We start from the raw sequence: 23,571 nt of genomic DNA, 5'->3' as shown, positions 1-23,571 counted from the left end.
AAACCTGTTGCTATCAGCCTCTCCATCGTACCTACCGCAGCTCCAAGGACTGCGCGGCGTGGCGGCGCTCGGCGTACTCGCCACGCATGTGGCCTTCCAAACCGGCGTGGAGAATGCAGTTCTCACCCGATTCGACTTCTTTGTAGCCACCTTCTTTTCCCTTTCCGCATTCCTGCTGGCACGTAGCTACGCCGCCAACCCAACGGGTTACTACGCGCGCCGGGCCGTGCGTATTCTCCCCGCGTACTGGGTGATGGTGCTGCTCACGCTTGCGCTTTTTCCCGTGGCTTTCGGGGCAGGCTGGCTAACAACGCTCAGCACCTTGAGCTTTACCCAAATCTATGTGCCCTCCGGGTTACATGGTGGGCTGACGCACTTGTGGTCGCTGTGCGTGGAAGTGGCCTTCTATCTGGCGTTGCCACTGATAATACGTTGGCGCCGCTGGTGGTGGGCGCTGGGCTTGGCCGGTTTTGCTTGGGCGCTGATTCCCTGGCCCTTCGAGCCGGATGGGGGCGGGATCAATTTTCAGATTTTCCCATTCTCATACCTCCCTTGGTTTGTGGTTGGGCTCTACGCGGCGGCGTGGGAGGGGCGCCTGGATGCCGCAAAGTTGAGCGCAGGGGCCCGCTGGCTGCGGCCTGTGTGTTGGGGCTTGGCGCTGCTGATGTGCTGGGTAGCGGGGCAACAGTGGTACGGGCCGCTGGGCTTGGAACACCCCACCGGCCCGCAGTTCGCGCTGCGTTTGTTGGCTGGCACCGGCTTTGCAGCCTTAGTGCTGTACCCCTATGTGTTTTTAAGGGCACCTAGCCTGCTGGATACCGCCCCCATGCAGGCCGTGGGGCGATGGAGCTACTCCCTGTTTTTGTGGCACATTCCTGTGCTTTCTCTTGTGTTCCCCCTCATGGGCATTGGAGTGTTCCAAGGGCAGTTTTTTGTGGTGCTCTTTGCCACCGCGGCATTGAGTATCGCGGTGGCGTTTGTGAGCTACACCCTGGTAGAAAGCCCTAGTTTGCAGTGGTGGAAAGGGAGGCAAACACGGCGGTATTCCACTCAAAAGCTGCCGTTGCCTCAGCGATGAACTCTTGGCGTTCCTCCGCGGTGAGGTGGAGGCTGTTGAGGCGTTCGCGATAGGCGTTGCGGTAAGGCGGGATTTTGCCAATGGCGGCAAAGTTGTAGAAAGACGTTTGTTCCGGGGTAAGCCCGTAGAGAGCTTCAAGGCGGGAGGCGATCACCTGTCCGCCAGAAATATCGCCCAAGTAGCGCACATAGTGGTGCGCGGCGATGCGCTGCGGGGAGGTTGCAATTTTGTGCAGGTGATCCGCGTAGCGTTGGGTGGCCTGGGTGATGGCGATACGTTCGCGCCAATCTTGCCCGAGCATCGCCTTAAGGTCCGATTCCAGGTTGGTGGTGCGTTCGAGGCGCGGGTCGTACACGGCAGCAACGGTAGGGTGTTCGGCGTTTAGCCGGATGCCTTGTTCAAGTGCTTGATAAATCCACCACAACTGTGCAGTGAGGTCGGCTACTGCTTGAGCGGAGAGGGAGCCGTCCATGAGGCGGCTCATAAACACCGAGTGTTCTGCGGTTTCGTGTGCTCGTGCGGTTTCTTCCCGAAGTGCGGTGGCCAACGGCTCATGGAGGGGAGTGCTCAGGGAGCTCGTCATGGTGGGTTCCTTTTCTCGAGTATTGACTTCTCAAACGTTCATGAGGGTGAGCGAAACGCGAGGCGGGGCTGGATAAGGGGATTGTGGAAGGCTGGGGAGGCTTACTGAGTGCTAAAGCATTAGCAGCATTAGCGGCTCAGGAAACCGAACAGACCCTTGAACCATCCCAGGTGGTTTGCAGTCTGGAACAAGATGGTGAGCAGGCCGAACAGTGAGCCAAAGCCCAGGAGCCTGTTCCAGAAGGATCCGAACTTGCCCAGCAAGGAGCCGTTCTCGGAATTGGTTGCGGCATCAGCATCAGTATCGGCATCAGCACTTGGCGCTGGCGCTGGAGCTGGTGCTGGAGTAGAGGTGCTTGGCTCAGCCGGTGCCGGTGCCGGTGCCGGTGCCGGTGCTGGCGCTGGCGCTGGAGCAGAGGTGCTCGGTTCAGAAGTCACTGGCGCTGGGGGCTCCGAGGTGACTGGAGCATCCAGGCACACCTGCTCGGTGGTGATGGTGACGTTAGCGGGGTCGATCTCTGGGTTGTAGGAATCGTTGTACATGCCCATGAACAGAATGTCTGCACCGGCAATAACCTGCTCGCGGGTGGTCGGGTTGTAGGAGGTGCCTGGGTTTGCGGTGTAACGCCCACCGGTGGTGTTCAGGGTGTGAGTTGTGCCGGTGGTGGCCCAGGTACCGGTTGCAGCGGCGAAGGTATCTTTGCCGGTGACTTCATTGGCTGGCACGCGGTCCTCTGGAGTGTATTCGGTCATGCCCTTACCTGGAACGTAGTAGCCCACGTAGGAGGAGCCGAGCTTCACGTTGTCACCAGCGGTGGTGAGGTAAGGGGAGATTACCTGGGAGTACAGGGCGCCGTGGTGGCCTTCAAACACAATGGAGGATTCTTTGGTGTTAATCAGCGCTTCGGTGATGTTGCCCTGATCATCAACCTTCACGGAGGAGGTGGCTGGGTCTACCTCGAACAGGAACTGGTATGCGGCCGAGCTCTTTGGTTCCGCGTTTTCGGTGACGGTTCCGCTGGTGGTCCAGGAGCCTTGAGCGATGCGCCCGGAGATGTACTTACGCCAGGATTCCTTCACACCCCACGCAACGGTGCCACCGGTCACGCGGGTCTCTACGTTCTGGCAGGTGGCTGGGACTTCAGTTTGCGCTTGCGCCATTGGGGCGGCGAGCAAGGTTGCGGCGAGGGCGAGGGAGGTTGGTGCTGCGATCATGCGCATGGAAATCGAGGATCCTTTCAATGGACTGAAAATCTGACAGTGATGGTTGTTGGGGGATTACTTGGATGTGGCCTTCTTGCCGGCTCACCTGGAGGGGGTATTGGTACACCTGCGAAAGCACTTCCGAGGTGTAGACCTCCTCCACGCTGCCTAAGGCGGCAATCCCGCCATTGGATACGCACACAATGTGGTTACAAAATGCTGCTGCGGCGTTGAGGTCATGCAGCACCACGAGCACTGTGGCCTGGGTGCGGCGCGCGAGCTCACGGATAAGGTGCAGCACCTGCAGTTGGTGGGAAATGTCCAATGCGGCGGTTGGCTCGTCCAGGAGGATCACCGGAGCGTTTTGGGCGAGCACCCGAGCCAGTGCCACGCGAGCCCTTTCACCCCCGGAGAGCGTGGGGACCTCGCGCGCGCCAAGGTGCATTGTGTCCGTGGCGGCCATGGCGGCGTCGATAAGCTCTTCATTTGGCCTTGCCCACACCCGCTGCCCCATTGCAACAATGTCGCGCGCAAGATATTCAAAGGCTACCGCCGTGTCCTGCAGCATCACTGCACGGCTGCGCGCAAGTGTTGCAGGGTCCGTGGCATAGGGGTCAAGGTTGGCAACACGAATCTGGCCCGCGGTGGGTTTCAGGTCCCCGCTTATCGACGCCAACAGCGTGGACTTGCCCGCACCATTGGGACCAATCAATCCAGTGACTTGACCTGGCTGTGCTGTGAACGTGATGTTGTGCAGCAGCCGCCGGTTGTTTACCTGGATTTCCACCTGTTCAACGGTGATCATGCGTGGACCCCCTTTCGCATCATGCGGCGCAAAAGCACAAAGAAGGTTGGCCCACCTACCAGAGCGGTGAAAATGCCGATTGGAAGGTCCGCGAAGGGAATGGTGGTGCGCGCGGCGAGGTCGGAAAGTGAAATCAACAGCGCCCCTGCCAGTGCGGAAGTTGGGAGCAGCGCATGATTCTGTGGGCCTAACACGGTGCGCAAAAGGTGGGGCACAATCAATCCCACGAAGCCAATCAATCCGGCGAAGGAAACCGCAGCGGCCGTGAGAATGGCCGATACCAGAATCGCGCACACCCGCAGGTTTGCCACGTTGATGCCGGTGTGGGCGGCGGCGCGTTCACCCAGCGCCAGCACATCCAGACGCTCGCCCAGGCGCAAGGCAACAATTACGCCGAGCACCACGATTGGCAGTACCACCCAAACATGTTTCCACTGAGCACCATTGAGGGAACCCATTTGCCAGAAAATGATCTGTTCCCTGTTTGCCGTAGGGGCCAAGTACACCAAGAAGGAAATGATTGCGCCGCACACGGCGTTTACCGCAATGCCAGTGAGGATGAGGTTTACCACCGCAACGGTGCCGCGGTGGCGCGCCAAACGGTAGATGAATGCCGTGACCGCCAATGCAGTCACAAACGCCGCAGCTGGCACGGTGAAGGCACCCAACCAATCAATGGCAAATACAATTGCTGTGGCTGCACCCACGCCGGCCCCGGCGGTCACACCAATCACGGATGGCTCCGCCAAGGGGTTTGCAAACACCGCCTGCATGAGGGTGCCAGCCACACCGAGTGCTGCACCCACAATGCAACCCAGCACAATTCGTGGCAGGCGGATATCCCACACCACGCTCGCGGCCAGCACGTCTTGATGGCCGCCGTCTGTGAGGATGGCGAAAAGCTGTGAAATAGGCAGGGCAAACTGGCCAAGCACCACATTGGCCAGGCAAGCCAGCACCAGCGAAACGGCCAAGCTGGCGGCAACCTGAACGCGGCGCCTGCGGCGGATATCAGGCTTGGTCTGGAGCATAGAGTGCCTTTGCTAATTCAATGAGGGTTTGGCCGGTCAAAGGGCCAAATGCCAGGGATTGGCCATCTGGAATAGTGATGATTCTTTGGTTCTGGCCCGCGATGGTTTGGGCAATACCGGGGCGTTGCAGCAAGCCCTCTATTCCTCCGGTGGATTCCAAGCCGCCGGACATCATGATGATGGCCTCAGGGTTGAGTTTGGCCAGTGCCTCCGCGTTTGCAGGCTCTGCATAGGAGAGGTTGTGTTCGGAAGCCAGGTCTACTGCACCTACGCCCTCAATGAGGTCTTTCGCACCGGTGCCTTCACCCATGATGAAGAACACCCCGCCATTGCCTCGGGCGTAGAGGAAGATCACCCTCAATGGATCAGCCGGTGCGATCTCTTTAATGGCGGACATATCGCGCTCAATTTCTTCCACCGAACGCTGTGCCAACTTTTCCGCCTCTTGAGGCAAGCCAACCACGGCGCCGAGCTGCTCAATGTCCTGCGCAACGGAAGCGATGGTGCGCTCAGGTTGCATGACCACGGTGGGCACACCAGCGGCGCGGATCTGATCAATAGCTTCCCGCGGGCCAATGGAGTGATCCACAATTACCAAACTTGGACGCAGGTCCAGCACTGCCTCCACGTTGATGTTGTGCCCACCTTGCGTTACCACCGGTAAATCCGCCAACACCGTTTCTGTTGAGGAAACCGTGCGCCCAATAATGTTCGGGGCAAGTCCCAGGCCAGTGAGGGTTTTGGTGTAGGTTCCGTACAGGTCCAGGGCAAGGATGCGGGAGGTGTCTTCTACCACAACCTCGTAGCCATCGGCATCAGTAAGCTCCACCGGTAGCGCTGGCTTTGGCGTGGTGGTTACGGGCTCAATATCCGCAAACTCGCCAACGTGGCGCACCCCTTGAATGGAGCGGGGATCTCCCACCTCAGTGGCGGCGGGCAAGGTGTTGGTGTAGCTGCCTTGCACCCCGCAAGCGGCGAGTATGACCGCGAGTGCAGCGGCGGCCGCGGCGTGAATGCTGCGATGCATCACACGCGCGAGCGCGTGGTTTTGAGCTACAGAGTACATGTTTGGTGGTCCTTATATTGTGGGATGAGTACTAGGCGGGATGCTGGAGGATCAGGCGGCTCATACTGCCTGCTGCAACAGCCAGGCCGATTGCTAATAACGCCAAGTAGGTGGCGGGATCAGTGGATGCTTGCGCGGCTGCGGACTTCACCCGGAAATTGTTGGAACCATCGGTGTATCCCGTGCTTGAATCAGCGTTTGCGCCTGTAGCATCGCCGGTTGCGTCTCCAATTCCGGCTGCTCCACCTTGTGCACCAGTGGAAGTTGCTGCATCGCAGCTTCCAGTTCCTTCTGCGCCGAGGGTGGCGGTGAAGGTCACGGGGTCAAGGGCCAAACCGGGCTGATAAAAGTCTGCAAAAGCCTTTGCGCCTTCAGCCGTGAGGGCGGTGCTTGCGGAACCACTGAGTGAACCTGTGTTGATGTCCAAGGTATTCACGTTCAGATTGGCAATGGCCACACGGCCAAAGTCCGTGCGCACACCTTCCATATTGGAGGAGGTGACGTTTGCAATGAGCTGGCCTTGGGAACCCGCAAAGCTCACTTCGAGGTCTGAAATCCTGAGGTCCAGTACGCCGTTGTGGCCGGTGAAGTGCACCGCTCCGCTGTACCGCAGGTTGCCCTTCTTTGAGGCCACATCCACGTTGCCGGTGTTGCCGCTGAATTGGAAGGCGCCACCAGAATGGCCTACACCCTGCAATTCCCATTTGCCCTTGGCAATGGAGCCGGTGATGTAGGACTGGAACGAGGCCTTGATACCCCAAGAGGCGTTCGTGCGCTGCACCCCGGTAGCGGGAATACACTGACCGCTTACACCGCCAGTTCCTAAGTTGCTTGCGGTTCCCGGAGCATTTCCTGCGCTAGCGGCGCTTCCGCTGGCAGCTCCCGTGCCTGTTCCAGTGACCGTTCCGCCCGCAGTACCGTTGCTGGCTGCTGTGCTGGGGGCGTCGGCAATGTTTCCCGCACCAGCGCCAGAGCCCGAGCCATTGCCCGCGCCGGTGCGGCGGGTGAAGGATTCGTAGGCGTCCATGAATGCCTCGGAGTTGCCCATGAACTTTGTGAAGGCATTCATGGTGTCATTGGTTTCGCTGAGGATTGCCATGGCTTCTTTGTTGAAGCCGGTGAAGTTGCCGCTGATTGAAGTGAGCGTGCGGGTGTTGCCGGAGGTGGTTCCGGATGAGGTGGCACCGCATGAGGTGGAGATTTGGCCGCTGGTTGGGTCCATGGCAGCGCCTGCATTGTAGGCGAGGAAGAGTTTGGCGCCGCCTCCGGTCAAGGTGGTGGTGCCGGAGAGGTCTACGGATCCTGCCTGCGCATCCACGGGGGTGTTGAGGTTGATGGTGGCAATTGCTACGTCATCGCCGGTGATTTGCGGGCCGCGGGCAGTTTTGTTCACCATATCGGACTCGTAGGACACATAATCCACGAGGATTTCGGCTTGGTTGCCGGAGGCGCGGATCTTGAAATCACTGAGGGTCATGTCCAGCAAATCATCGCCACCGTAGTTGTGGCCGCGGAACCGCAGCACACCGCCGAGGTTCACGCTGAACGCACCGTCTTGCACATTTGGTGCGGAAGCGGGGGTAAACACAAATGTGCCATCGGGGCCGGTTTCTGATCCGCTGAAGCCAATTCCGTCTGCTCCCCAGCCGCCACGGGCAACGGGCCCTTGAATGTAGCTGCGGTAGCTTTCCCTGATTCCCCAGCGGAACTCGCAGGTCTGTGCCTGGGCGGGCGTGGAGAGCGCGGGAATTGAAATCGCTGTGGCCAGCAGGGATGCAGCCAAGAGGGAGGCTTTTCGACGCCGCCAGTGCGGGCGGGTGGTTCCGGAGAGTAGGGCGGGCACGGTGTGGTTGCTCCTTTACGGGTTCTTCACCAACTGCGGGACGGAGGGTAGCCTATACTAACTTAGGTTAGGATAAAAGAGGCTTGCCTAACCTAATGAAACTATTACCCCCGATGTTTTTCAGAAAGGACTCAAATGTCCCAGCTAGCCACCCAGAGTTTCCGGATGCTTTACCCCGAGATTGACCCCGCTAATGGCCTACCCCTCACCCTGCCGGAGCGGATGGCCCTCACCGTGGCAATAGGTGTGCTCGCCTACGGCGGAATTGTGCAAGATCTCGTTGTGCTGGGCGCGGGGGTTGCCATGGTGATGGCGGCAAGCCTCATGCAGTCGCACCAGACCAACCGGCGAGTCAGGGTAGAAGCCCGCGGGCGATTCCCCGGTGAGCAATGGGCCGAACACACCCAGATAGCCAGGGTGAAATTGCCCTTGGCGCTGCTGGCCGGCTGGGTGTTGGTGGCGCTTGTGGTGGGCGTTGCTTGGTGGCAGGCACTGAGTGGCTGGTGGGCTGCACTTTGCGCACTGCTTGCTGCGGGCATTGTGTGGTTCATGCCTGGTGTGCACCCAATGTGGCGTAAGCGGTTGGGGCGAACCGCTAAGGATGTGGGTGCTGTGGGTGCTGTGAGTGCCGCCCAGAAATAATGCCCAGAAATAATGCCCGGTGATGATGCCCAGTGATGACGCCGGTGATGATGCCCAGAGATCGTGCGGGCGTGCCAAAAGTTTTGAAAGAATTTCCTCACAGGGGCGCGGTTTTAGGTAGTGTGTGAACCAACTTTTGTGACCCCCATAACATAAGAATCAACATTTATTCGCAGTTGTGGGTTCGCAAAATACACATTTATGCACAACTTGCGCAGGTAGAAAACCTCGCCTGCCAGCCACGATAACCAAGGAGTTCATAACAATGAACGCGCTCATTCTTTTGGCTATTGGCCTGGCCATGATGGCAACCGGATACCTCCTGTACTCCAAGTACTTGAGTTCCAAAGTATTTCAACTGCGAGCGGGGTATGAAACCCCGGCGCACTCTATGAGGGACGGTGTGGATTACGTTCCCACCAACAAGTTTGTCCTTTGGGGCCACCACTTCACTTCCGTTGCGGGCGCGGCACCAATTGTGGGCCCCGCGATTGCCGTGATCTGGGGTTGGCTGCCGGCATTTTTTGTGGGTGACCATTGGCACCGTGTTCATCGCTGGTATGCATGATTTGGGGGCGCTGTGGGCCTCTACAAGGCATAAAGGCCAATCAATTGGCACCCTCAGCGGCAAGTACATTGGTTCCCGCGGGCGCAACCTTTTCCTCGTGGTGATCTTCCTGCTGTTGCTCATGGTGGTTGCGGCGTTTGCTGTGGTGATCACGGGTCTGTTGGTGTCCACCCCAACGGCGGTGATCCCAACGTGGGGCGCGATCGTGGTGGCGCTTCTGATTGGGCAGGCTATCTACCGCCTCAAGTGGAACCTTCCCTTGGTGTCCGTGGTGGGTGTGGTGGCGCTGTATTCGCTGATGCTGCTTGGTGACCGCTACCCGGTGGTCCTCCCGGAGGATTTCCTGGGCATCGGCCCGCAGGCGTTCTGGATCCTGGCGCTGTTTATCTATGGCGCGATTGCCTCCCTGCTGCCGGTGTGGGTGCTGCTGCAGCCGCGTGACTACATCAATGGCCTGCAGCTCTTCGTGGGCCTCGGCATCCTGTACGCATCCTTCCTGTTCACCGCACCAACGTTGGTGGCGCCAATGGTGAACCGCGCAATGCCTGAGGGCGCGCCTTCCATGGTGCCGCTGCTGTTTGTGACTATCGCCTGCGGCGCGATCTCTGGGTTCCATGGCGTGGTTGCCTCCGGCACCTCCTCCAAGCAGATTGATAAGGAAACCGACGAGCGCTTTGTGGGCTATTTCGGTGCAGTTGGCGAGGGCCTGCTCGCACTCGGCGCCATCATCTCCACCACTGCCGGCTACCGCACCGTAGCCGAGTGGGAGGAAATCTACAGTGCCTTTGGAAAGGGCGGCGTGGCGGCCTTTGTGCAAGGCGGCGGCAACCTCCTCAACCAGGGCTTGGGAATTTCCACCTCGCTTTCAGCAACCATCCTGGCCACCATGGCGGTGCTGTTTGCGGCCACCACCATGGATACCGGAATCCGCCTGCAGCGCATGGTGGTGCAGGAAATCGGTGAGATTGTGGGCATGAAGCTCGGAGCAACGGCTGCCACGCTCATCGCGGTGATCGTGGCCTTGGCGCTGACATTCTCCGCGGGTGCCGACGGCTCAGGTGGCATGCTGATCTGGCCATTGTTCGGCACCACCAACCAGCTCATGGCTGCGCTGACCTTGGCAATTATCTGCGTGATCCTGTCTCGCCTGCGCCGCAGCTACCTGCCAATCTTGGTGCCGCTCGTGTTCGTGATGCTGATGTCCATCTGGGCGCTGGTGGTGCAGCTCGGGCAGTTCTACGCGGCGGGGAACTGGCTGCTGCTCGTTCTCGACGTCATCATCTTGGTTGCAGCCATCTGGGTGTCCATTGAGGCCCTGGCTGCGCTGCGCAAGGCGCGCGAGCTGCCCGCCATCGAGTTCGGGGACCGCGACACCCCAGAGCACTCCACAGAAGTGAAAGCAGATGCGCGAACCTAAACTGGCACCCAAGTTGTCCAAATTCCTCAAAGGGCTCAACGAGTTCTACGTTGCGCCCTACCGCGCCACCATGGCCAAGGCGCAGCGCGAGGAGGATGACCTCTTTATGCTCCTGGTGCTCTCCGAGGCCCTTGGGGTGCCCAATCCCGTGAACTTTTACACCCTTGAGCTACTGCCTTTGGTGTATGAGGACTTCCATGCCTGGCACCGCCGGATGGGTATGGAACATTCCCCTTTGGAGAACATTTCATGCTGCTAGCACACAAGATTTCCTTCTTTGGTGGCAAAGGGGGAGTAGGGAAAACGACGTGCGCAGCCGCCGCAGCGGTACAGGCTGCCAGTGCAGGTGAGGGGCGGCGTGTGCTGCTGGTTTCCACAGACCCCGCGCACAACCTGGGGCATCTGTGGGGGATGCAGTTCACGGACACCCCGACCCTGGTGCCAGAGGTGCCGGGGTTGGAGGTGGTGGAAATTGATCCAGCCGCCGCCACAAAGGCTCACCTTCATCAGGTGGAGGCGCAACTGCGCCAAACAATGCCAGAACACCTCAAGGGGGAGATCCGCAAGCATCTTCAGCTTGCAGAAAACTCCCCTGGGGCTCATGAGGCGGCGGTGCTGGAACGTATCACGGAAATCATCGAGCAAGCCGAACATTATGACCACATAGTTTTTGATACAGCCCCCTCCGGGCACACCGTGCGCCTCATGGAGCTGCCGGAGTTGATGCAGGCGTGGACGGAGGGCCTGCTTAATCGCAGGGACCAATCGGATCGCTTTTCCCAAGTGGTTCGCGGTCTAGGCGGTGAGGTAGAGACTTCCGTAGATCGCCGTAACAACCTGATTCGGCAGACGCTGTTGCGGCGCAGGGAACGCTTTGCCGCCTTGCGCGAGGTTCTCACCGGCGATGACTGCGCCTTCTATCTGGTGCTACTGCCCGAGCGACTACCCGTGCTGGAGACCATCGAGGTGCACCGGCAGCTTGAAGCCGTTGGAATGAATGTTGCTGGGCTTGTGATAAACCGAATGGCCCCAACAAACCAAGGCAAGTTCCTTGCCGAACGTGCCGAGCGCGACCAGGCATACCTGGCAATGCTGCGCGAGGCCCTACCCGGGGTGCCCACCATGACGCGCCCCCTCATGAACACTGACGTAGTGGGCACCGAGCAACTCCGGGAGTTCTTTGCAGCTCCGTGAGGTGCAGGCGGCGTGGGCACAACGGCTGTACTCTAGTGGCTCCAGAACAATGCCCGCTCCCCAAGGTTGAGGACGCGGGCATTGTTCTTTTGTTGCTTCTGTAGCAGCGGAGTGAATGTTTTTGCGCACGCGGTCCGGGGTTGCCGCTCCGCGCCACCGATTCCAATGCCTCCCTATTGCGTGCGCAGACGATAGCGCTGTTTTGGGCTGGTCAATGGCTCTGTGCGCTCGATCGCTCCCTCGGCGACCATCTCGCTCAGGATCCGGCGAACGCCGCCCGTTGATACTCCGGCGGCAGCGGCAAGTTCTTTGCTGGTTCCCGAAGGATGGCTTGCCAAGTAGTCCAAAATCCGGGTTTTGGAGGCGCCAGGTACTGAGGCTTGGCGCTCGGCGTTGGTTGGGCTGCGGCGCTTAAACTCAAGGCGGAAAGTAGTCAAGGAATCTTGCGGACGTGGTGGTGGTAAGAGTTCACGTTCGAGCTGATCCAGAATCTCTACAAATCCTGAGCCTCGGTTTTCCGCAACAAAGCCGCCGTCTACCCCCGAGCCCGTGCCCGAGACCGACCCACCAGCCAGCCTGTTCTACTGCTCCGCATCCTCCGCTCCGGCTCCGCTTCCAGCGCCATAAAGTGCTGCGAGCGCAAGCAGGCACATTGCGGCAGCGGTGGGGGAATCGCCGACGTATTGGGCGCTCGGCCACGGCCCCCGTGCACACCACATGGCCACAATCCCCATCGACGCTACGATCAAACCGGCTGGTGTGATGAGGGTTCGCCGCAGAGCCCAACGCCGAATCCACACTGATGGGGAATCTTCCATCGGGTCGCGTCGGTACCCCCTTCCCCGCACCAACAGCGCCAGCAGCACCAGTACCGTGCCCAGCGCCAGCAGCCCGCCGCCGATCAGCCCAATCCGGTACGCCGTGTTGCCCGCGAACTCCATGCGGAACTCGCCGCTCGCCCCAGCGGGAATCACAAACCCCTGTTGAGCTGCGTTTACCTCAACAGCTTGCAGCTCGGTGTTGTCTAGGTAGCCGCGTAGGCCCTTGTTGAAGGCGCGCGTGGTGTTGAGGGTGCGCTCGCTAGCTGCGGCTGCAATGCTGGTGCCGGTGGGGCGTACCGACGGCACCTCGAAGCCCACCTCCGTATATACACCAGGCCCCAATGTGTGTGTGCCGGCGGCAAGCGTGGTGGTGCCGATGTCCATTGGGCGGGTCAGCCTGAGGGTGCGCTCGCCATGCAAGATGATTTGTTTGGTGGATGGTGGGACCACGCCGAGGTCAATAATCCGGCGTATCTCCGCGCCCTCCAGTTGCGCGTTTGTCACTCCTGCGCGCCCGTGCAGCGTGATTCGCACGGCGGTGGCGCTCGCGCCGGGCACTCGGATGCGCACGGGTGTTTTGGGTTCCATGCGGCGAGTGAGTTCCGCCTGCCCGTTGGAAATGGTGACTTCCACCGGGTTTCCTGTGGTCTCCAGCAACAGCACGGGATCCTGCACAGGCGCGTTTGGTTGCAGTTCCAGCCATTGGCCCGCACCTGTGCCCGGCGTGGGGTACCAGGCGGTTCGGCGCTGGTCATCCACGGCGGCACTCACTGACTCCTCCGGGTTTGCGCCGCCGATGCTGGTGGCGTCGGAGGCCTGGCTGCTCGCGCGCACCGTGCCGCCCACTTCCGTGACCGGAATCGGCTCAAGTGTGGTGGCGTAGTTTTTCTTTGTATTGTGCACGTCCGAAGCCTCGTCCAGGCTCGCGAGCGGCGCGGAGGTTGCCCGTTCCACGGCACCATAATTGCGCGCAATCAAAAGGGGAGTGTCTGTGAAGATCTCCGGGTTTTGTGCGCTGAGCTGGTACATGCCGCTGGGGAGTTCTGCCATGATTTCCCCGCTACCTGCCACCGCCACGGGTGGGGTGCTGGTGATCTGCATACTGTGCGGATCATCAAGCAGTACAACGCGAAGCTCCCCGAATTGCACGGCCGGCTCGTCCAAGCTCAAGTCCAGGCCCAAGCTCAAGTCCGATTCCTCCGGCATCTCCCGCACAATCACCGCCCCCACCCCCAAGCGGTCCAACGCGGCGCGGTTGAGCAGCGAATCTGGCAAGGAAATTGCGTCGAGCGCCCGAATGGCCTCAGGCGGCACCAGCGGGATCGCGTCACGCACCAACCACGGGCCGTTCAACAGCACCTGGGCGGGTTCGTCGCGGGTCCAGCCCCAGTCCTCCCTTGCAAAGCTGCGCCCCGGCCAGATCAGCGTGCGGGTATCAGGGCTTGCATTCTGGTTCACATAATCTGCGGCCGCTTGCCAATCGGCACTCAGTGCAGTCCACGTGCCCGTGGGCATCAGACGCCCCGACCAAGCCGGTGCCGTTGCCCCAAGCCCCAGCAACACGCACAGCAGCACTGCTGCTCGCTGGCGCCGGGCAGCGTCGGCACCCGCAGCACCCACCGCACCCGCAGCACCCGCAGAACCCGCAGCACGCCCCATTTCCCGCAGCCTGTGCACCGGCAGCGCCGCCACCCCCACCATGAGCGGCAGCCGAACCAGCGAATCGAATTTGTGGAGGTTGCGCAGGGCGGCGGCGGGGCCGTCGTAAAAAGAGGTGAGCAGCGGGCCGGTAGCCAGAATCAGCAGCCCCACCGCGAGCAACGAGAGCCACAGGCCGCGGTAGCGCACACGCACCAGACCAATCATGCCGAGCGTGGCAACAGCGAGCGTGAGCACCACAAACGTGGGCTCGGTTACCAGCAGATGCCCGGCCTGACGTTCCACTTCCACAAACGGCACCCAGCTTGTGGTGCCGCGCAGAATCTCCGGCAGGTTCAGCCAGCGCGTGGTCACATAGGCGGACTCGATGTATTCCAAAAACGGTGGGGCATACCTGCCCAGCACCACCAGCGGCACCAGCCACCAAAGGCTCACCAGCGCGCATCCGGCCAACCACAGCGCCAACGCCCGCGGTGCCCGGCGCCACAGTAGCAAGATTGCCGCAGGTAGGCAGGCGCTCAGGGTGGCGGTGGCGTTCACCGCGCCCATCATGGCAACAGCAAGTACCGACGCCCCCACGCGCGGCCTACGCTCCAGCAGCGGCAGCAGGGTCCACGGCACCAGCATGATCGGCCACGTCTCACTGGAAATCGTGGTCAGCGTGGAAAGCGTGCGCGGCGAAAGTGCAAACAAGGCAGCAGCGAGCACCTGCAACACCGGCGCCTGCGAGCCAATGCGCGCACGCTGCACCAGTAACAGGAACCCGGAAAAGCCCACACCCAGCACGATTGTCCACCACAGGCGCTGCGCCACCCAGTCGGGCAGCGGTTGAGTGAGCGCGAAAAATAGGCCCTGCGGGAAGAAGTACCCATAGGCCTGGTTTTGGAGTTGGCCCATGGGAAAAGCGTCCGTCCAGGCGTGTGCAGCCTGGGCCAAAAAGCCCAGCGGATCAACGCTTAAATCCAGCTTGGTATCAGCGGCTATCCTGCCTGGTTGCGGCAGGAAACACATCAGCGCGGCGCAGAGCCAGCCAATAATGTGGGGGGTTCTGGCACTAGTACTAGCGGGAGCCATACTCCGGGTCGCCCAACACGGCATTATCTGCGCTCACGGTGGAGCCACCGGCAATTTGATCATCACTTTGCAGGGCACTGATTCCCACCACAGCCACAAGCCCCAAGGCAATGCCGATTACCGCGCTGGCCAGCGTGGGACCCAGCGTACGGCGGGTCAGGGAGTCAGATTCATACGCCATGAGCACAACCCTATCAGGTGGGTGTGGTTTACTAGCTAGCAGTATGAAACACGGAGTAGCGGCAATTCTGGTGGCAGTAATTGGTACGAGCGCGGCTTGCGCGCAGCCAACACCAGAGCAGGGGGGAGCTCATGCGGCTGAGGTAGGAATGGGGACGTCGGAAGCTGCAGGCAGCGCTTCGGCGAGCTTGAGCTCCGCGCCGAGCAGCGCCGTACCAGAACCGGAACCAGTAGACATCCGCGCTACCGCGGCGAGCCTCATGGTGGTTGGTGTTGCCGATTATGCGGACGCCCTGTTTGCCCTGCGTCAAGGTGTGGGTGGCATCTTCATCCGCTCCGATTCCAACCCAGAGCTGCTCACCCAAATCCCCGCCCTTCGTGCGGAGGTGGGGCGCGATTTTGATGTTGCGATTGATTATGAAGGTGGGAGAGTACAGCGGCACTCGCACATTTTGGGGCCCATCCCTTCACCACGGGACATGGCTGCAACCATGAGCCCGGAGCAGGTGCAAGGACTTGCCTTTGATACCGGCAAACGCCTTGCGGCGCACGGCATCACCATCAACTTTGCCCCCGTAGTAGACGTGGACGGCGCCAACCTTGATGTGGTGGGTGACCGCGCCTTCTCCGATGACCCCGAGGTTGCCGCCCGCTACGCCAAAGCCTTCGCCCAAGGCATGGTGGATGCCGGCGTGCAACCGGTGTTCAAACATTTCCCAGGCCACGGCCGCGCCAACGGTGATTCCCACACCGGGGAGGTGGTCACACCGCCGCTATCCGAGCTAGAAAACTTGGACCTGCGCCCCTACACCAAAGACCTGTTCATCCCCGGTTCCGGCGTCATGATGGGGCACATGGTGGTCCCCGGCCTGGGCGATCCCACCCCATCCACCCTCAACCCCGTTGCCTACCAGCTTCTGCGTGAAGGCAAGGGTTTCGGAGGTGTGGTGTACACCGATGACCTCTCCGGAATGCGAGCGATCAGTGACATCCTGCCGGTGGAGCAGGCAGTGGTGGCCTCGCTGCGCGCCGGGGCAGACCGCGCCCTGTGGGTGAGTACCCAGGACCTCGTTCCTGCAATTGATGCGGTGGTGCGCAGCGTGGAAAGTGGTGAATACCCGTTGGAGCAGCTCGTCGCATCCGCGAAGCGTAAATAGTAACGTAGTGCGGGTGAGCAAGAGAGTGAAGTTTGCGCTGGGCCTGATTGGCGGTCTGTTTGTGATCCTCGCAGGCGTGTGGGGGATCGACGTGGCGCTGAATCAGAACAACGTCCCGCGCGGGGCAACCGTAGGCGGAGTGGAAATCGGCGGCATGACGAAAGCCGACGCCACCGCCACCCTGGAACGCGAGCTCGGCAGCCGTTCCAGCCAGCCTGTCACCGTCACCGCAGAGGCTCTCACGGCAACAATCGTCCCCGCCGCCGCAGGCATTGAGCCCAACTGGGAGGCAACCGTTGAGGGGATTGGCTCTGACGGACTGAACCCCATCACCCGCCTCATGAGCTTCTTCCGCACCTATGAGGCCGGTGTTTCCTCCGAGGTAGACCAGCCGCGCTTCGACTCCGAACTGGAACGCCTGGCCACCGAGCTCAGCCCCGCCCCAGTCAATGGTGGCGTGACGCTCACCGGAGGCACCGTGAACATTGAGCCGCAACCTTTGAACGGCCAAACCGTTGATCGCGCGCAGCTCGCTGATGTCCTCCTGCACAACTGGATTGACCCCCAGGGCGTGCGAGTGGATGCGCAGGTCAGCGAACCCGAGGTGGGGGAGGATGCGGTGAAAGCAGCGGCGGAGGGCGACGCCGCCAATGCCGTAGCGCTCCCGCTGACAGTGCACGGCCGCGACGGAGTGGACGGCATCATCGCCCCAGACCGGATGGGCGAGGTTGTGAGCTTTGTGCCCGAAGGCAACGCGCTGCGCACTGAGATCAACGTGGACCGCGCGCGGGAAATCCTCAACGAGGGCCTGGGCCAAACCGAAAGGCCAAAGCACAACGCCACCATTTCCTTTGATGGTTCCGTGACCCCCTCCAGCGACGGCGTTTCCATCCAATGGGAGGAAACCCTGGCCGGTGTGGAGCAACGCATCGTTTCCGCAAACCGGGAAGACCATGTGTTTGAGGCGGTGTACAAGGACGAACCCGCCACCTTCACCACCGAGATGGCCCAGAGTGCAACCTTTGATGAGGTGGTTGGCGAGTTCACCACCTCTGGCTACAGCGCCGCATCCGGGGTAAACATTGCAAGAGTGGCGCAAATGGTTAATGGTGCGATCGTGGCTCCCGGTGACACCTTCTCCCTCAACAGCTACACCGGCCCCCGCGGTAGCGCCCAGGGTTTTGTGGAGTCCGGCATCATCTTGAACGGCCGCGCAGACACCGCCGTGGGCGGCGGCATCAGCCAGTTCGCCACCACTTTGTACAACGCCGCCTACTTTGCAGGCATGCAAGATGTGGCGCATACGCCGCACTCCTATTACATTTCCCGCTACCCGGCGGGCCGCGAGGCAACGGTGTTCGAAGGCGCAATTGACCTGCAGTTTAAGAACACCTCCCAGTACCCGGTGCGCATCCTGGCGTCCGCTGGTGGCGGGTCCGTGACAGTTACCCTCATGGGCGTAAAAACCGTGCAGGTGGAATCCATCAATGGTGGCCGTTGGGCGTACACCAGCCCCAACACCGTCACCGTGACCGATGAAAACTGCAGCCCCTCCGGTGGCGCACAGGGCTTCACCACCTCAGACACGCGCATCATCAGGGACCTCGCTGGCAATGAGATCAGCCGGGAAACCCAAACCACGGTCTATGACCCATCGCCGATCGTGCGCTGCGCCTAACAGGGCATAGCTCCTGCATTCCATGTGGGCAAAGCGGAGGTAATCATCTCAATACCTCTGCTTTGCCTTTATTTTTGCCTTCCTGGCGCCCTCATTCGGCGTAGCATGAGCGGCAACGCGCGCAATTGAAGTACATGTGCGGGTGTGCCCATGTGTGCTTGCGCCGATCCGCTGATTGTGAAGGAGTTTCCAACATGGCTTTGCATGAATTTACTCTTGCCTCCGCGAACGGGCGCGATGACGTCTGTGCCTGGGTATATGTGCCCGTCGGAACACCCCGGGGCATTGTCCAGGTTGTCCATGGCCTCGGTGAGCACTCCCGACGCTACCTGCATCTCATCAGCACCCTGTTGGACCACGGCTTCGCAGTTGCCGCTACCGACCACGTGGGCCACGGCGCAACCGGTGCCGCGAGCGGCATTTGGCAGGACACCGGTGAAGGCGGTTGGCAGGTGTACGTAGCCGACGAGCACACCCTTGCCCAGCGCGCCCAGGAGCTGGTACCCGGTGTGCCGTTCTTCATGTACGGCCACTCTTGGGGTTCGCTCATTGCGCGTGCATACGCCCGCGCACACGGAACGACGCTCGCAGGGCTCATCCTCGGCGGTGTCCCAGCCGGGATGCAGGGCGTAGAGCAGTACCCTTTTGCTGCGGAACTCGCCGCCGCGGACCCTGCCGGCGCCGCAGGCGAGCTGGCCGGCCCAGTGTTTGCCGGCATGAATGATCGCTTTGGTGAAGGCGCCGGCCCAACTGACTGGGTGGCCGCAGACCCCGATGTTGTTGCCGACCACCTTGCGGACCCCCTGAACAACTTTGCGGCCCAGATGACGACCCGATTCCTCCGGGACTTCCTGGACATCTATGCACAGGCCAACGACCCTGGCTGGGAACAGGATCTCCCAAAGGACCTTGGGGTGCTGATCTTGGCCGGCGACCAAGACCCCGTGACCAACTACGGCGAAGGTGCATATGCCCTGGCAAACGCCCTGCGCCGGGGCGGTGTGGATGATGTGACCACCCGTGTATTCACCGGTTCGCGCCACGAGGTGCACAATGAGGCCGCCACCCGCGCGGAAGCTGAGCGCCTCATCGTGGAGTTTGTGGAGGCTAGGGCTTAGGTTTTTGTGCGTGGGGTGTGGGTTTTGTGGGCTCGTGGGTTTTGTGGATCTGGGAGCTCGCGGGTTCGCTGTGCTCGCTGAAATTGCTGCGACCAATGGCATCAGAGTTGGGCTGAAAGATTGCCCCATTGGACTTGCTTGGGAGTAATTCCCAAGTTGTTCAATGAGGATGTTCCTAAGTTGATTTGAGAAGGAGTCCAACTTGCTCGATCCATTCAAGATGTCTGACGGCAATTTGATCCCTGCCCAAGGGTTTGGGGTATTTCAAATCCCCGCAGCACAAACCGCCGAGGCAGTAGCTCAAGCAATTGAAGCTGGGTACCGGCACATTGATACCGCTCAGTCTTACTTCAATGAAGAGACTGTGGGGGAGGGGATTCGTTAGAGCGGTATTGACCGCAGTGAGCAGTTTGTTACCACAAAGGTGTGGCTAGAGAACTACGGCGAGGAAGCCGGGTATGCCAGCGCACAGGATCCAAGTCCGCCCGACCCCAACCAGCATCTCAAACATTGGCGTAGGCGTCATTGTCGAGGATTCCATGACGGGAGCGCTGTCTTATCGGTTCGTCGATAAGCCACAAACTCTGCTGTCAGGCTACTCCGATTCTGACTTCACAGCTCGCCTCATCAAAGACCTTGATCGTTGGCTCACCAAGGCATCCGACACACCAATTTCACTCGAAATTGACGAGCGGTTCGTCACCGCTGGCTTACTTGACACGATGGTGCGCCGCTGGAACAACCTTGTCACGGTCAATCACAAGCAATACGTGCCTGCCGACTCGGTCCAGGATGCTGTCGACTTGCTGTTCCAAAAGCTGATCTCCCACGGCGAAAGCGTGAACAGAGACAATCGAGTTACACAAGTTTGCCGACTGGTTCGCTTTGCCTACGAAAGCAAAGAGTCGCTTCGCGAGTTGATGGTTAAACGGCCGTTGCTCACGATTGACAACGACTTGGGAGAACGCTTCGACCTTGGCGTCATTCGCGATACCACGGTTTACGAATTGAATGAAGCATTTTCGATGCACTCAAACGACCGAAGGCAAACCGAGAATCGCATCCAGGCTTGGACCTGGAAAATGTCCACACTGCGATTATCAGGTGCGCGCCTCACACTTCCCAATGGTGATTCGTTTGAGATCGATAACCAGACCCCCATCGTGGCAACACTATGGCCGCCGGAAACGAAAGAAGAACAAAAGCTGCTTTCAACCATGAACCACCGTTGGGACGAGCTCCGCATTGACTACGTCGACGTCAACGACATCGAATCCCATGCCGAAAAGCTATCCCACTTCGCAGCGTAAAAGTTAGCCCTCCACCTGATTGATTGGCGTCGGCCAGGCGGAGGGCAGCGCTCACCACGATGCAATGAAGAACCGCTCATGTTGCGGGGCATGAGGCTGGCTCTCGTACAAACCCATGCCTACCGGCGGTAATACGGAATGCGCGCCGGAGAAGTAGATCTTCACGGCGGCCACAAACATCGGCATCGAATGCAGTGATCGGGCACCGCAGCAGTTCAGCAACGCTTACCGAGGGGATAGCGCCACCAACGCGGATCCCAACCCACACACTTGGGCCAACTCTTACAATCTGCGCCTACTCTTACAATGTAAGACTGTAGGAATTGAGTGTAAGAGTTCAAGGGGCAGCGACGTTCACCGCCGTCGAAAATAGGCACTCTAACTGCGGTTATGGGGATTGCGATTGCGCAAGCGAATTGAATGTCTATTTCCGAGATAACTTTGTATGTTTCCTTATTTGACTCGCTATCACGGGTGAATTGCCACCGCCGACGGGCAAAACATGCATCGGTTCCTCGCCGCTGGCCGACCATCAGGAACCTGCTGCGGGTGGTACCACCGTTAAGGAGGAGGCGGTGATCGTCGGTAAGCACCCGAACGGTGGCCGCACACATACGCCTCCGGGCGACAGATGACAAAACCCCCGGTAGCGGGGTTATTGGCGTGCGGGTTAGGTGGGAGGGGGATAGTGCCAGCCCCACGCCGAGGGCGATGACGCTAATGATGGTCACGATGCCCCAGGACTGCTTGATGGAGGAGGCCGATGCCCCCTTTGCGGCGCGCTTCTCTTGGTAGAACAGGTTGGCCACGGGTAGTAGGCAGCCCAGGGCGAGCAGCCAGGAGGACTCGTAGCCGCCGTCAAAAGCAATCAGGATTGAGCCGAAGCCCCCCGAACCCGGCGAAGATCACCAGGACCCACTGCCACCAGGTGATCGAGGAACTTGGCTGGCCGGTTCCGCGGACCGCGCATTGCCGACGCCCAAGAGCTGGGCGAAGAAGGTCTCGCCCGGCACGACAAGGTCCGCGACCAGTTCGATCAGCTCGTGCTGATACACCGCCTCATATGCCTTGTGGGCGCGCTCATCAAACACGGCGACGTTGAGCTGCCTCACGCCGAGGGCCTCGGTGAGCGCGCGCACGGCTACTTCCCGATCCACAGTCCGGCAGCGGGTGTTATTGCTTGGGCTCATGCTTCCAAATTTGACGCACGCATACCCGAAACCCACCCGAAACCCACAGGGAATTGGGGTTGCGGCCCCGCGATTGGGGCCTTTCGGTCGCGTGGCGGCACCGCAGCTCACGCCAACAATCACGCCTAGTGCTGCTTCTTCCCATAGCGCGTCTTGGGGTCCCCCTGACCGCCAATCATCTCCACCAAGTCGTGTTCCATGAGGAAGTTCAGGGCATACTGGACAGCGCGCGGGCTAAGCGCAGTCATTGCCGTAATTTCCCTGGCCATGAGAGGTCCCCGGTCGAGGGCATCCAGAACAAGTGGTCCATTCTTGGTCATCGGTTGTTCAGTGGCCGTGGGGGAGACAGCCATGTAATAGACTCGAGCACGTCCTTGCCCCTTGGCGAGAACCTCGGGATGCGCGCGCACTTGGTCAAGGATTCGGCCTGCTTCATCCGGAGAAAGTGAGAAGTGACTGCGAATTCGAGCCTTGTTCCACTCGTTGCCTTCCCTCATCGACGCCAGCACCGCGAGTGCTTCACTTGAGGCTTCCGGCTGGACTTCTTGATTCTGTATCCACTCGAGTTGCTCATTGTTGAGCAACGTGTGCCTAGAGATGAGAACTGTAAACGCAATCCCCTTGTCGATAAAGCGAGGAGTTCGAAGGTGAGCTGCGCGAAGAACATTGACCGCTTCAATGATTCCACCCCCTTCGCCCTCAATGACGCGGATCCCATCCGACCCGCGGGTATTCTTGCAGATTTGATACAGCACTGGATTGACGGCGCTCTTTGCTCCGGGATGGCCGAGCTGCGACTCCGTAACCCCCCAGAGACCGCCGGGGCTTGTGATAGTTAGGACATCATTTCGCAGCCTGATTTCGACCATTTTAGTATCCGTGATCGGGTCAAGATTGCGGTGGACCAGTGCGTTGGCGATGATCTCTCGGATGGCCGCCATCGGGAGTTCATCCTTGTCACGGGCATGCCCATCATCGGAGTAGACCAGGAAGGGCCGAGTGTTGCGGCGTACCCACTCTTCAGCTTGGTAGAGCAGGTCTGGAATTGGTCCGGTGAAGTGCGCAAGATCCCGGGTGCGCCTTCCCGATCCGTCAAAGGGAAGTTGGACCGCGGCGGTGATGGAAAGCTGGGGCAGTTCCCTCTGCGGTGCAATGCCGAGCGCGTAAAGACCAGCGAGTGTGATCTCACCTTCTTTGCTCGTCACCGCAGTGTTGTACAGAACCTGCTCATCGGTCCACTTTGCCGCCGTACGAGAGCGCTCGCGGCACGTCTTGATATACATTGCTACGAGTTCTGGATCGAGATCATCCAACGAAGTGCCCGCTATTACCTTTTTGTCCGGCTGGGTGCGGAGGACATGCTGGGCCTTAAGGATCTCAAGATGTTGGAGCTCTTGCTCACTGAGCTCATAATCGCCATCAGCTTGGCGGAGGTAGGCCTTGTTCTTGTAGCGTGCCGGCCGGTGGCTCAGCGGAAGCCCGAGTACCTCGGCGATAACAACGTCGCCTTCGGGAAGTGAGAGGGAATGAAAGTCGACGTGAAGCGGAGGCTCAATGCAATCGCGAGCAAGGCTTGCTAGGCCAGCCTCGAAATCCGCCACCTGACCGCTGATCCCAACGATTGAGAAGTTGTCCCGTTCAGCGACTCCGATGATTATCGTGCCCCCATCCGGCATGTTGCCGAAGGCTGCGAGGGTATCCCCCAATTCTGGTAGCCCGTTGTGCCCAGACTTGACTTCAACATCCGTCTTATCGCCCCCGCGTGCGCGTAGCTCTTCAAGGGTTTGGTGAAGCCTTTTTGGATTCCAAGTCACACACTCACACTAACTCTTACAATGTATGAGTGCAAGAGTAAGTGTAAGAGTGTAGGAGTAAGTGTAAGAGTTGGTCTGCGAAGCGCGCTCGGGCCACTCGTAAAATGGCACTCTAGCTGCGATGATCGGAGAATTGATCAC

The 23,571-nt window shown here is 60.1% G+C and carries 20 protein-coding genes and 1 pseudogene; 10 read left to right on the top strand and 11 right to left on the bottom strand.

The genetic code is table 11. The features are described 5' to 3' along the window. The first annotated feature begins 7 nt into the window (after positions 1-7). Positions 8-1,078 carry an acyltransferase family protein gene (locus NQ018_RS04155; RefSeq protein WP_257058721.1) on the top strand — a complete coding sequence of 357 codons (1,071 nt, stop codon included), beginning with the start codon at positions 8-10 and terminating at the stop codon, positions 1,076-1,078. On the opposite strand, the gene NQ018_RS04150 is transcribed toward NQ018_RS04155, so the two are convergent. From NQ018_RS04150 to NQ018_RS04125, 6 genes are all read right to left on the bottom strand, one after another. Then, positions 1,005-1,661 (bottom strand): biliverdin-producing heme oxygenase, encoded by a 657-nt coding sequence (locus NQ018_RS04150; protein ID WP_257058718.1) that lies wholly within the window; start codon positions 1,659-1,661, stop codon positions 1,005-1,007. The genes NQ018_RS04155 and NQ018_RS04150 overlap by 74 nt on opposite strands. 128 nt (positions 1,662-1,789) lie before the next feature. Then, on the bottom strand, positions 1,790-2,881 hold the full coding sequence (locus tag NQ018_RS04145; RefSeq protein WP_257058716.1) for an HtaA domain-containing protein: 1,092 nt from the start codon (positions 2,879-2,881) through the stop codon (positions 1,790-1,792). Next, positions 2,802-3,668: a heme ABC transporter ATP-binding protein gene (locus NQ018_RS04140; protein ID WP_257038442.1), complete on the bottom strand. Its 867-nt coding sequence runs from the start codon at positions 3,666-3,668 to the stop codon at positions 2,802-2,804. Before NQ018_RS04140 ends, NQ018_RS04145 begins: the two co-directional genes overlap by 80 nt. Further along, complete coding sequence (locus tag NQ018_RS04135) at positions 3,665-4,699, bottom strand: FecCD family ABC transporter permease (RefSeq protein ID WP_257058714.1); 1,035 nt, start codon at positions 4,697-4,699, stop codon at positions 3,665-3,667. The genes NQ018_RS04140 and NQ018_RS04135 overlap by 4 nt, the downstream gene beginning before the upstream one ends. Next, positions 4,680-5,726 (bottom strand): heme/hemin ABC transporter substrate-binding protein, encoded by a 1,047-nt coding sequence (locus tag NQ018_RS04130; RefSeq protein WP_257058930.1) that lies wholly within the window; start codon positions 5,724-5,726, stop codon positions 4,680-4,682. The genes NQ018_RS04135 and NQ018_RS04130 overlap by 20 nt, the downstream gene beginning before the upstream one ends. 70 nt (positions 5,727-5,796) lie before the next feature. Continuing rightward, positions 5,797-7,608: an HtaA domain-containing protein gene (locus NQ018_RS04125; RefSeq protein ID WP_257058712.1), complete on the bottom strand. Its 1,812-nt coding sequence runs from the start codon at positions 7,606-7,608 to the stop codon at positions 5,797-5,799. Positions 7,609-7,743: 135 nt separating this feature from the next. On the opposite strand from NQ018_RS04125, the gene NQ018_RS04120 reads away from it, so the two are divergent. The 4 genes and pseudogenes from NQ018_RS04120 to NQ018_RS04105 all read left to right on the top strand — a co-directional run bounded on the left by NQ018_RS04120 (position 7,744) and on the right by NQ018_RS04105 (position 11,429). Continuing rightward, positions 7,744-8,250: a hypothetical protein gene (locus tag NQ018_RS04120; protein WP_257058710.1), complete on the top strand. Its 507-nt coding sequence runs from the start codon at positions 7,744-7,746 to the stop codon at positions 8,248-8,250. Between the two features lie 265 nt (positions 8,251-8,515). Continuing rightward, a pseudogene (locus NQ018_RS04115) lies at positions 8,516-10,235 on the top strand (carbon starvation CstA family protein). Then, positions 10,222-10,494 carry a cory-CC-star protein gene (locus NQ018_RS04110; RefSeq protein ID WP_257038437.1) on the top strand — a complete coding sequence of 91 codons (273 nt, stop codon included), beginning with the start codon at positions 10,222-10,224 and terminating at the stop codon, positions 10,492-10,494. Before NQ018_RS04115 ends, NQ018_RS04110 begins: the two are co-directional and overlap by 14 nt. Further along, on the top strand, positions 10,485-11,429 hold the full coding sequence (locus tag NQ018_RS04105; RefSeq protein ID WP_257058708.1) for an ArsA family ATPase: 945 nt from the start codon (positions 10,485-10,487) through the stop codon (positions 11,427-11,429). The genes NQ018_RS04110 and NQ018_RS04105 overlap by 10 nt, the downstream gene beginning before the upstream one ends. 173 nt (positions 11,430-11,602) lie before the next feature. Here NQ018_RS04105 and NQ018_RS04100 read toward each other — a convergent pair whose 3' ends face one another. The 3 genes from NQ018_RS04100 to NQ018_RS04090 all read right to left on the bottom strand — a co-directional run bounded on the left by NQ018_RS04100 (position 11,603) and on the right by NQ018_RS04090 (position 15,164). After that, positions 11,603-11,866, bottom strand: a complete 264-nt coding sequence (locus NQ018_RS04100) for a helix-turn-helix domain-containing protein (RefSeq protein WP_257058706.1) — start codon at positions 11,864-11,866, stop codon at positions 11,603-11,605. Positions 11,867-12,010: 144 nt separating this feature from the next. Next, the gene (locus tag NQ018_RS04095) at positions 12,011-14,920 is read right to left on the bottom strand and encodes an alpha-(1->3)-arabinofuranosyltransferase domain-containing protein (RefSeq protein ID WP_257058704.1); all 2,910 of its coding nucleotides are present in this window, start codon (positions 14,918-14,920) and stop codon (positions 12,011-12,013) included. Between the two features lie 49 nt (positions 14,921-14,969). Continuing rightward, on the bottom strand, positions 14,970-15,164 hold the full coding sequence (locus tag NQ018_RS04090; protein WP_257038433.1) for a DUF2613 domain-containing protein: 195 nt from the start codon (positions 15,162-15,164) through the stop codon (positions 14,970-14,972). A 43-nt stretch (positions 15,165-15,207) separates the two neighbouring features. On the opposite strand from NQ018_RS04090, the gene NQ018_RS04085 reads away from it, so the two are divergent. The 5 genes from NQ018_RS04085 (at position 15,208) to NQ018_RS04065 (ending at position 20,426) form a co-directional block, all read left to right on the top strand. Next, positions 15,208-16,320 carry a glycoside hydrolase family 3 N-terminal domain-containing protein gene (locus NQ018_RS04085; RefSeq protein ID WP_373566893.1) on the top strand — a complete coding sequence of 371 codons (1,113 nt, stop codon included), beginning with the start codon at positions 15,208-15,210 and terminating at the stop codon, positions 16,318-16,320. 7 nt (positions 16,321-16,327) lie between these two features. After that, entirely contained in the window at positions 16,328-17,998 is a 1,671-nt protein-coding gene (locus NQ018_RS04080) for a VanW family protein (protein ID WP_373566892.1), read from the top strand. Between the two features lie 194 nt (positions 17,999-18,192). Continuing rightward, complete coding sequence (locus NQ018_RS04075; protein WP_257058700.1) at positions 18,193-19,116, top strand: alpha/beta fold hydrolase; 924 nt, start codon at positions 18,193-18,195, stop codon at positions 19,114-19,116. A 202-nt stretch (positions 19,117-19,318) separates the two neighbouring features. After that, on the top strand, positions 19,319-19,501 hold the full coding sequence (locus NQ018_RS04070) for an aldo/keto reductase (protein ID WP_257058699.1): 183 nt from the start codon (positions 19,319-19,321) through the stop codon (positions 19,499-19,501). 73 nt (positions 19,502-19,574) lie between these two features. Further along, positions 19,575-20,426 (top strand): hypothetical protein, encoded by an 852-nt coding sequence (locus NQ018_RS04065; protein WP_257058697.1) that lies wholly within the window; start codon positions 19,575-19,577, stop codon positions 20,424-20,426. 905 nt (positions 20,427-21,331) lie between these two features. Here the strand turns inward: NQ018_RS04065 and NQ018_RS04060 are convergent. Together NQ018_RS04060 and NQ018_RS11590 are read right to left on the bottom strand one after the other, a co-directional pair. Next, positions 21,332-21,616 carry a DUF1707 SHOCT-like domain-containing protein gene (locus NQ018_RS04060; RefSeq protein WP_257058696.1) on the bottom strand — a complete coding sequence of 95 codons (285 nt, stop codon included), beginning with the start codon at positions 21,614-21,616 and terminating at the stop codon, positions 21,332-21,334. A 125-nt stretch (positions 21,617-21,741) separates the two neighbouring features. Further along, positions 21,742-23,430, bottom strand: a complete 1,689-nt coding sequence (locus NQ018_RS11590; RefSeq protein ID WP_257058693.1) for an RNA/DNA-binding domain-containing protein — start codon at positions 23,428-23,430, stop codon at positions 21,742-21,744. Positions 23,431-23,571 lie beyond the last annotated feature (141 nt).

The organism is Corynebacterium kozikiae (assembly GCF_024580965.1).
GTDB classification, from domain to species: domain Bacteria; phylum Actinomycetota; class Actinomycetes; order Mycobacteriales; family Mycobacteriaceae; genus Corynebacterium; species Corynebacterium kozikiae.
Note: the sequence above shows the minus strand (reverse complement) of the source record. Positions and strands in the feature narration are given on the sequence as shown.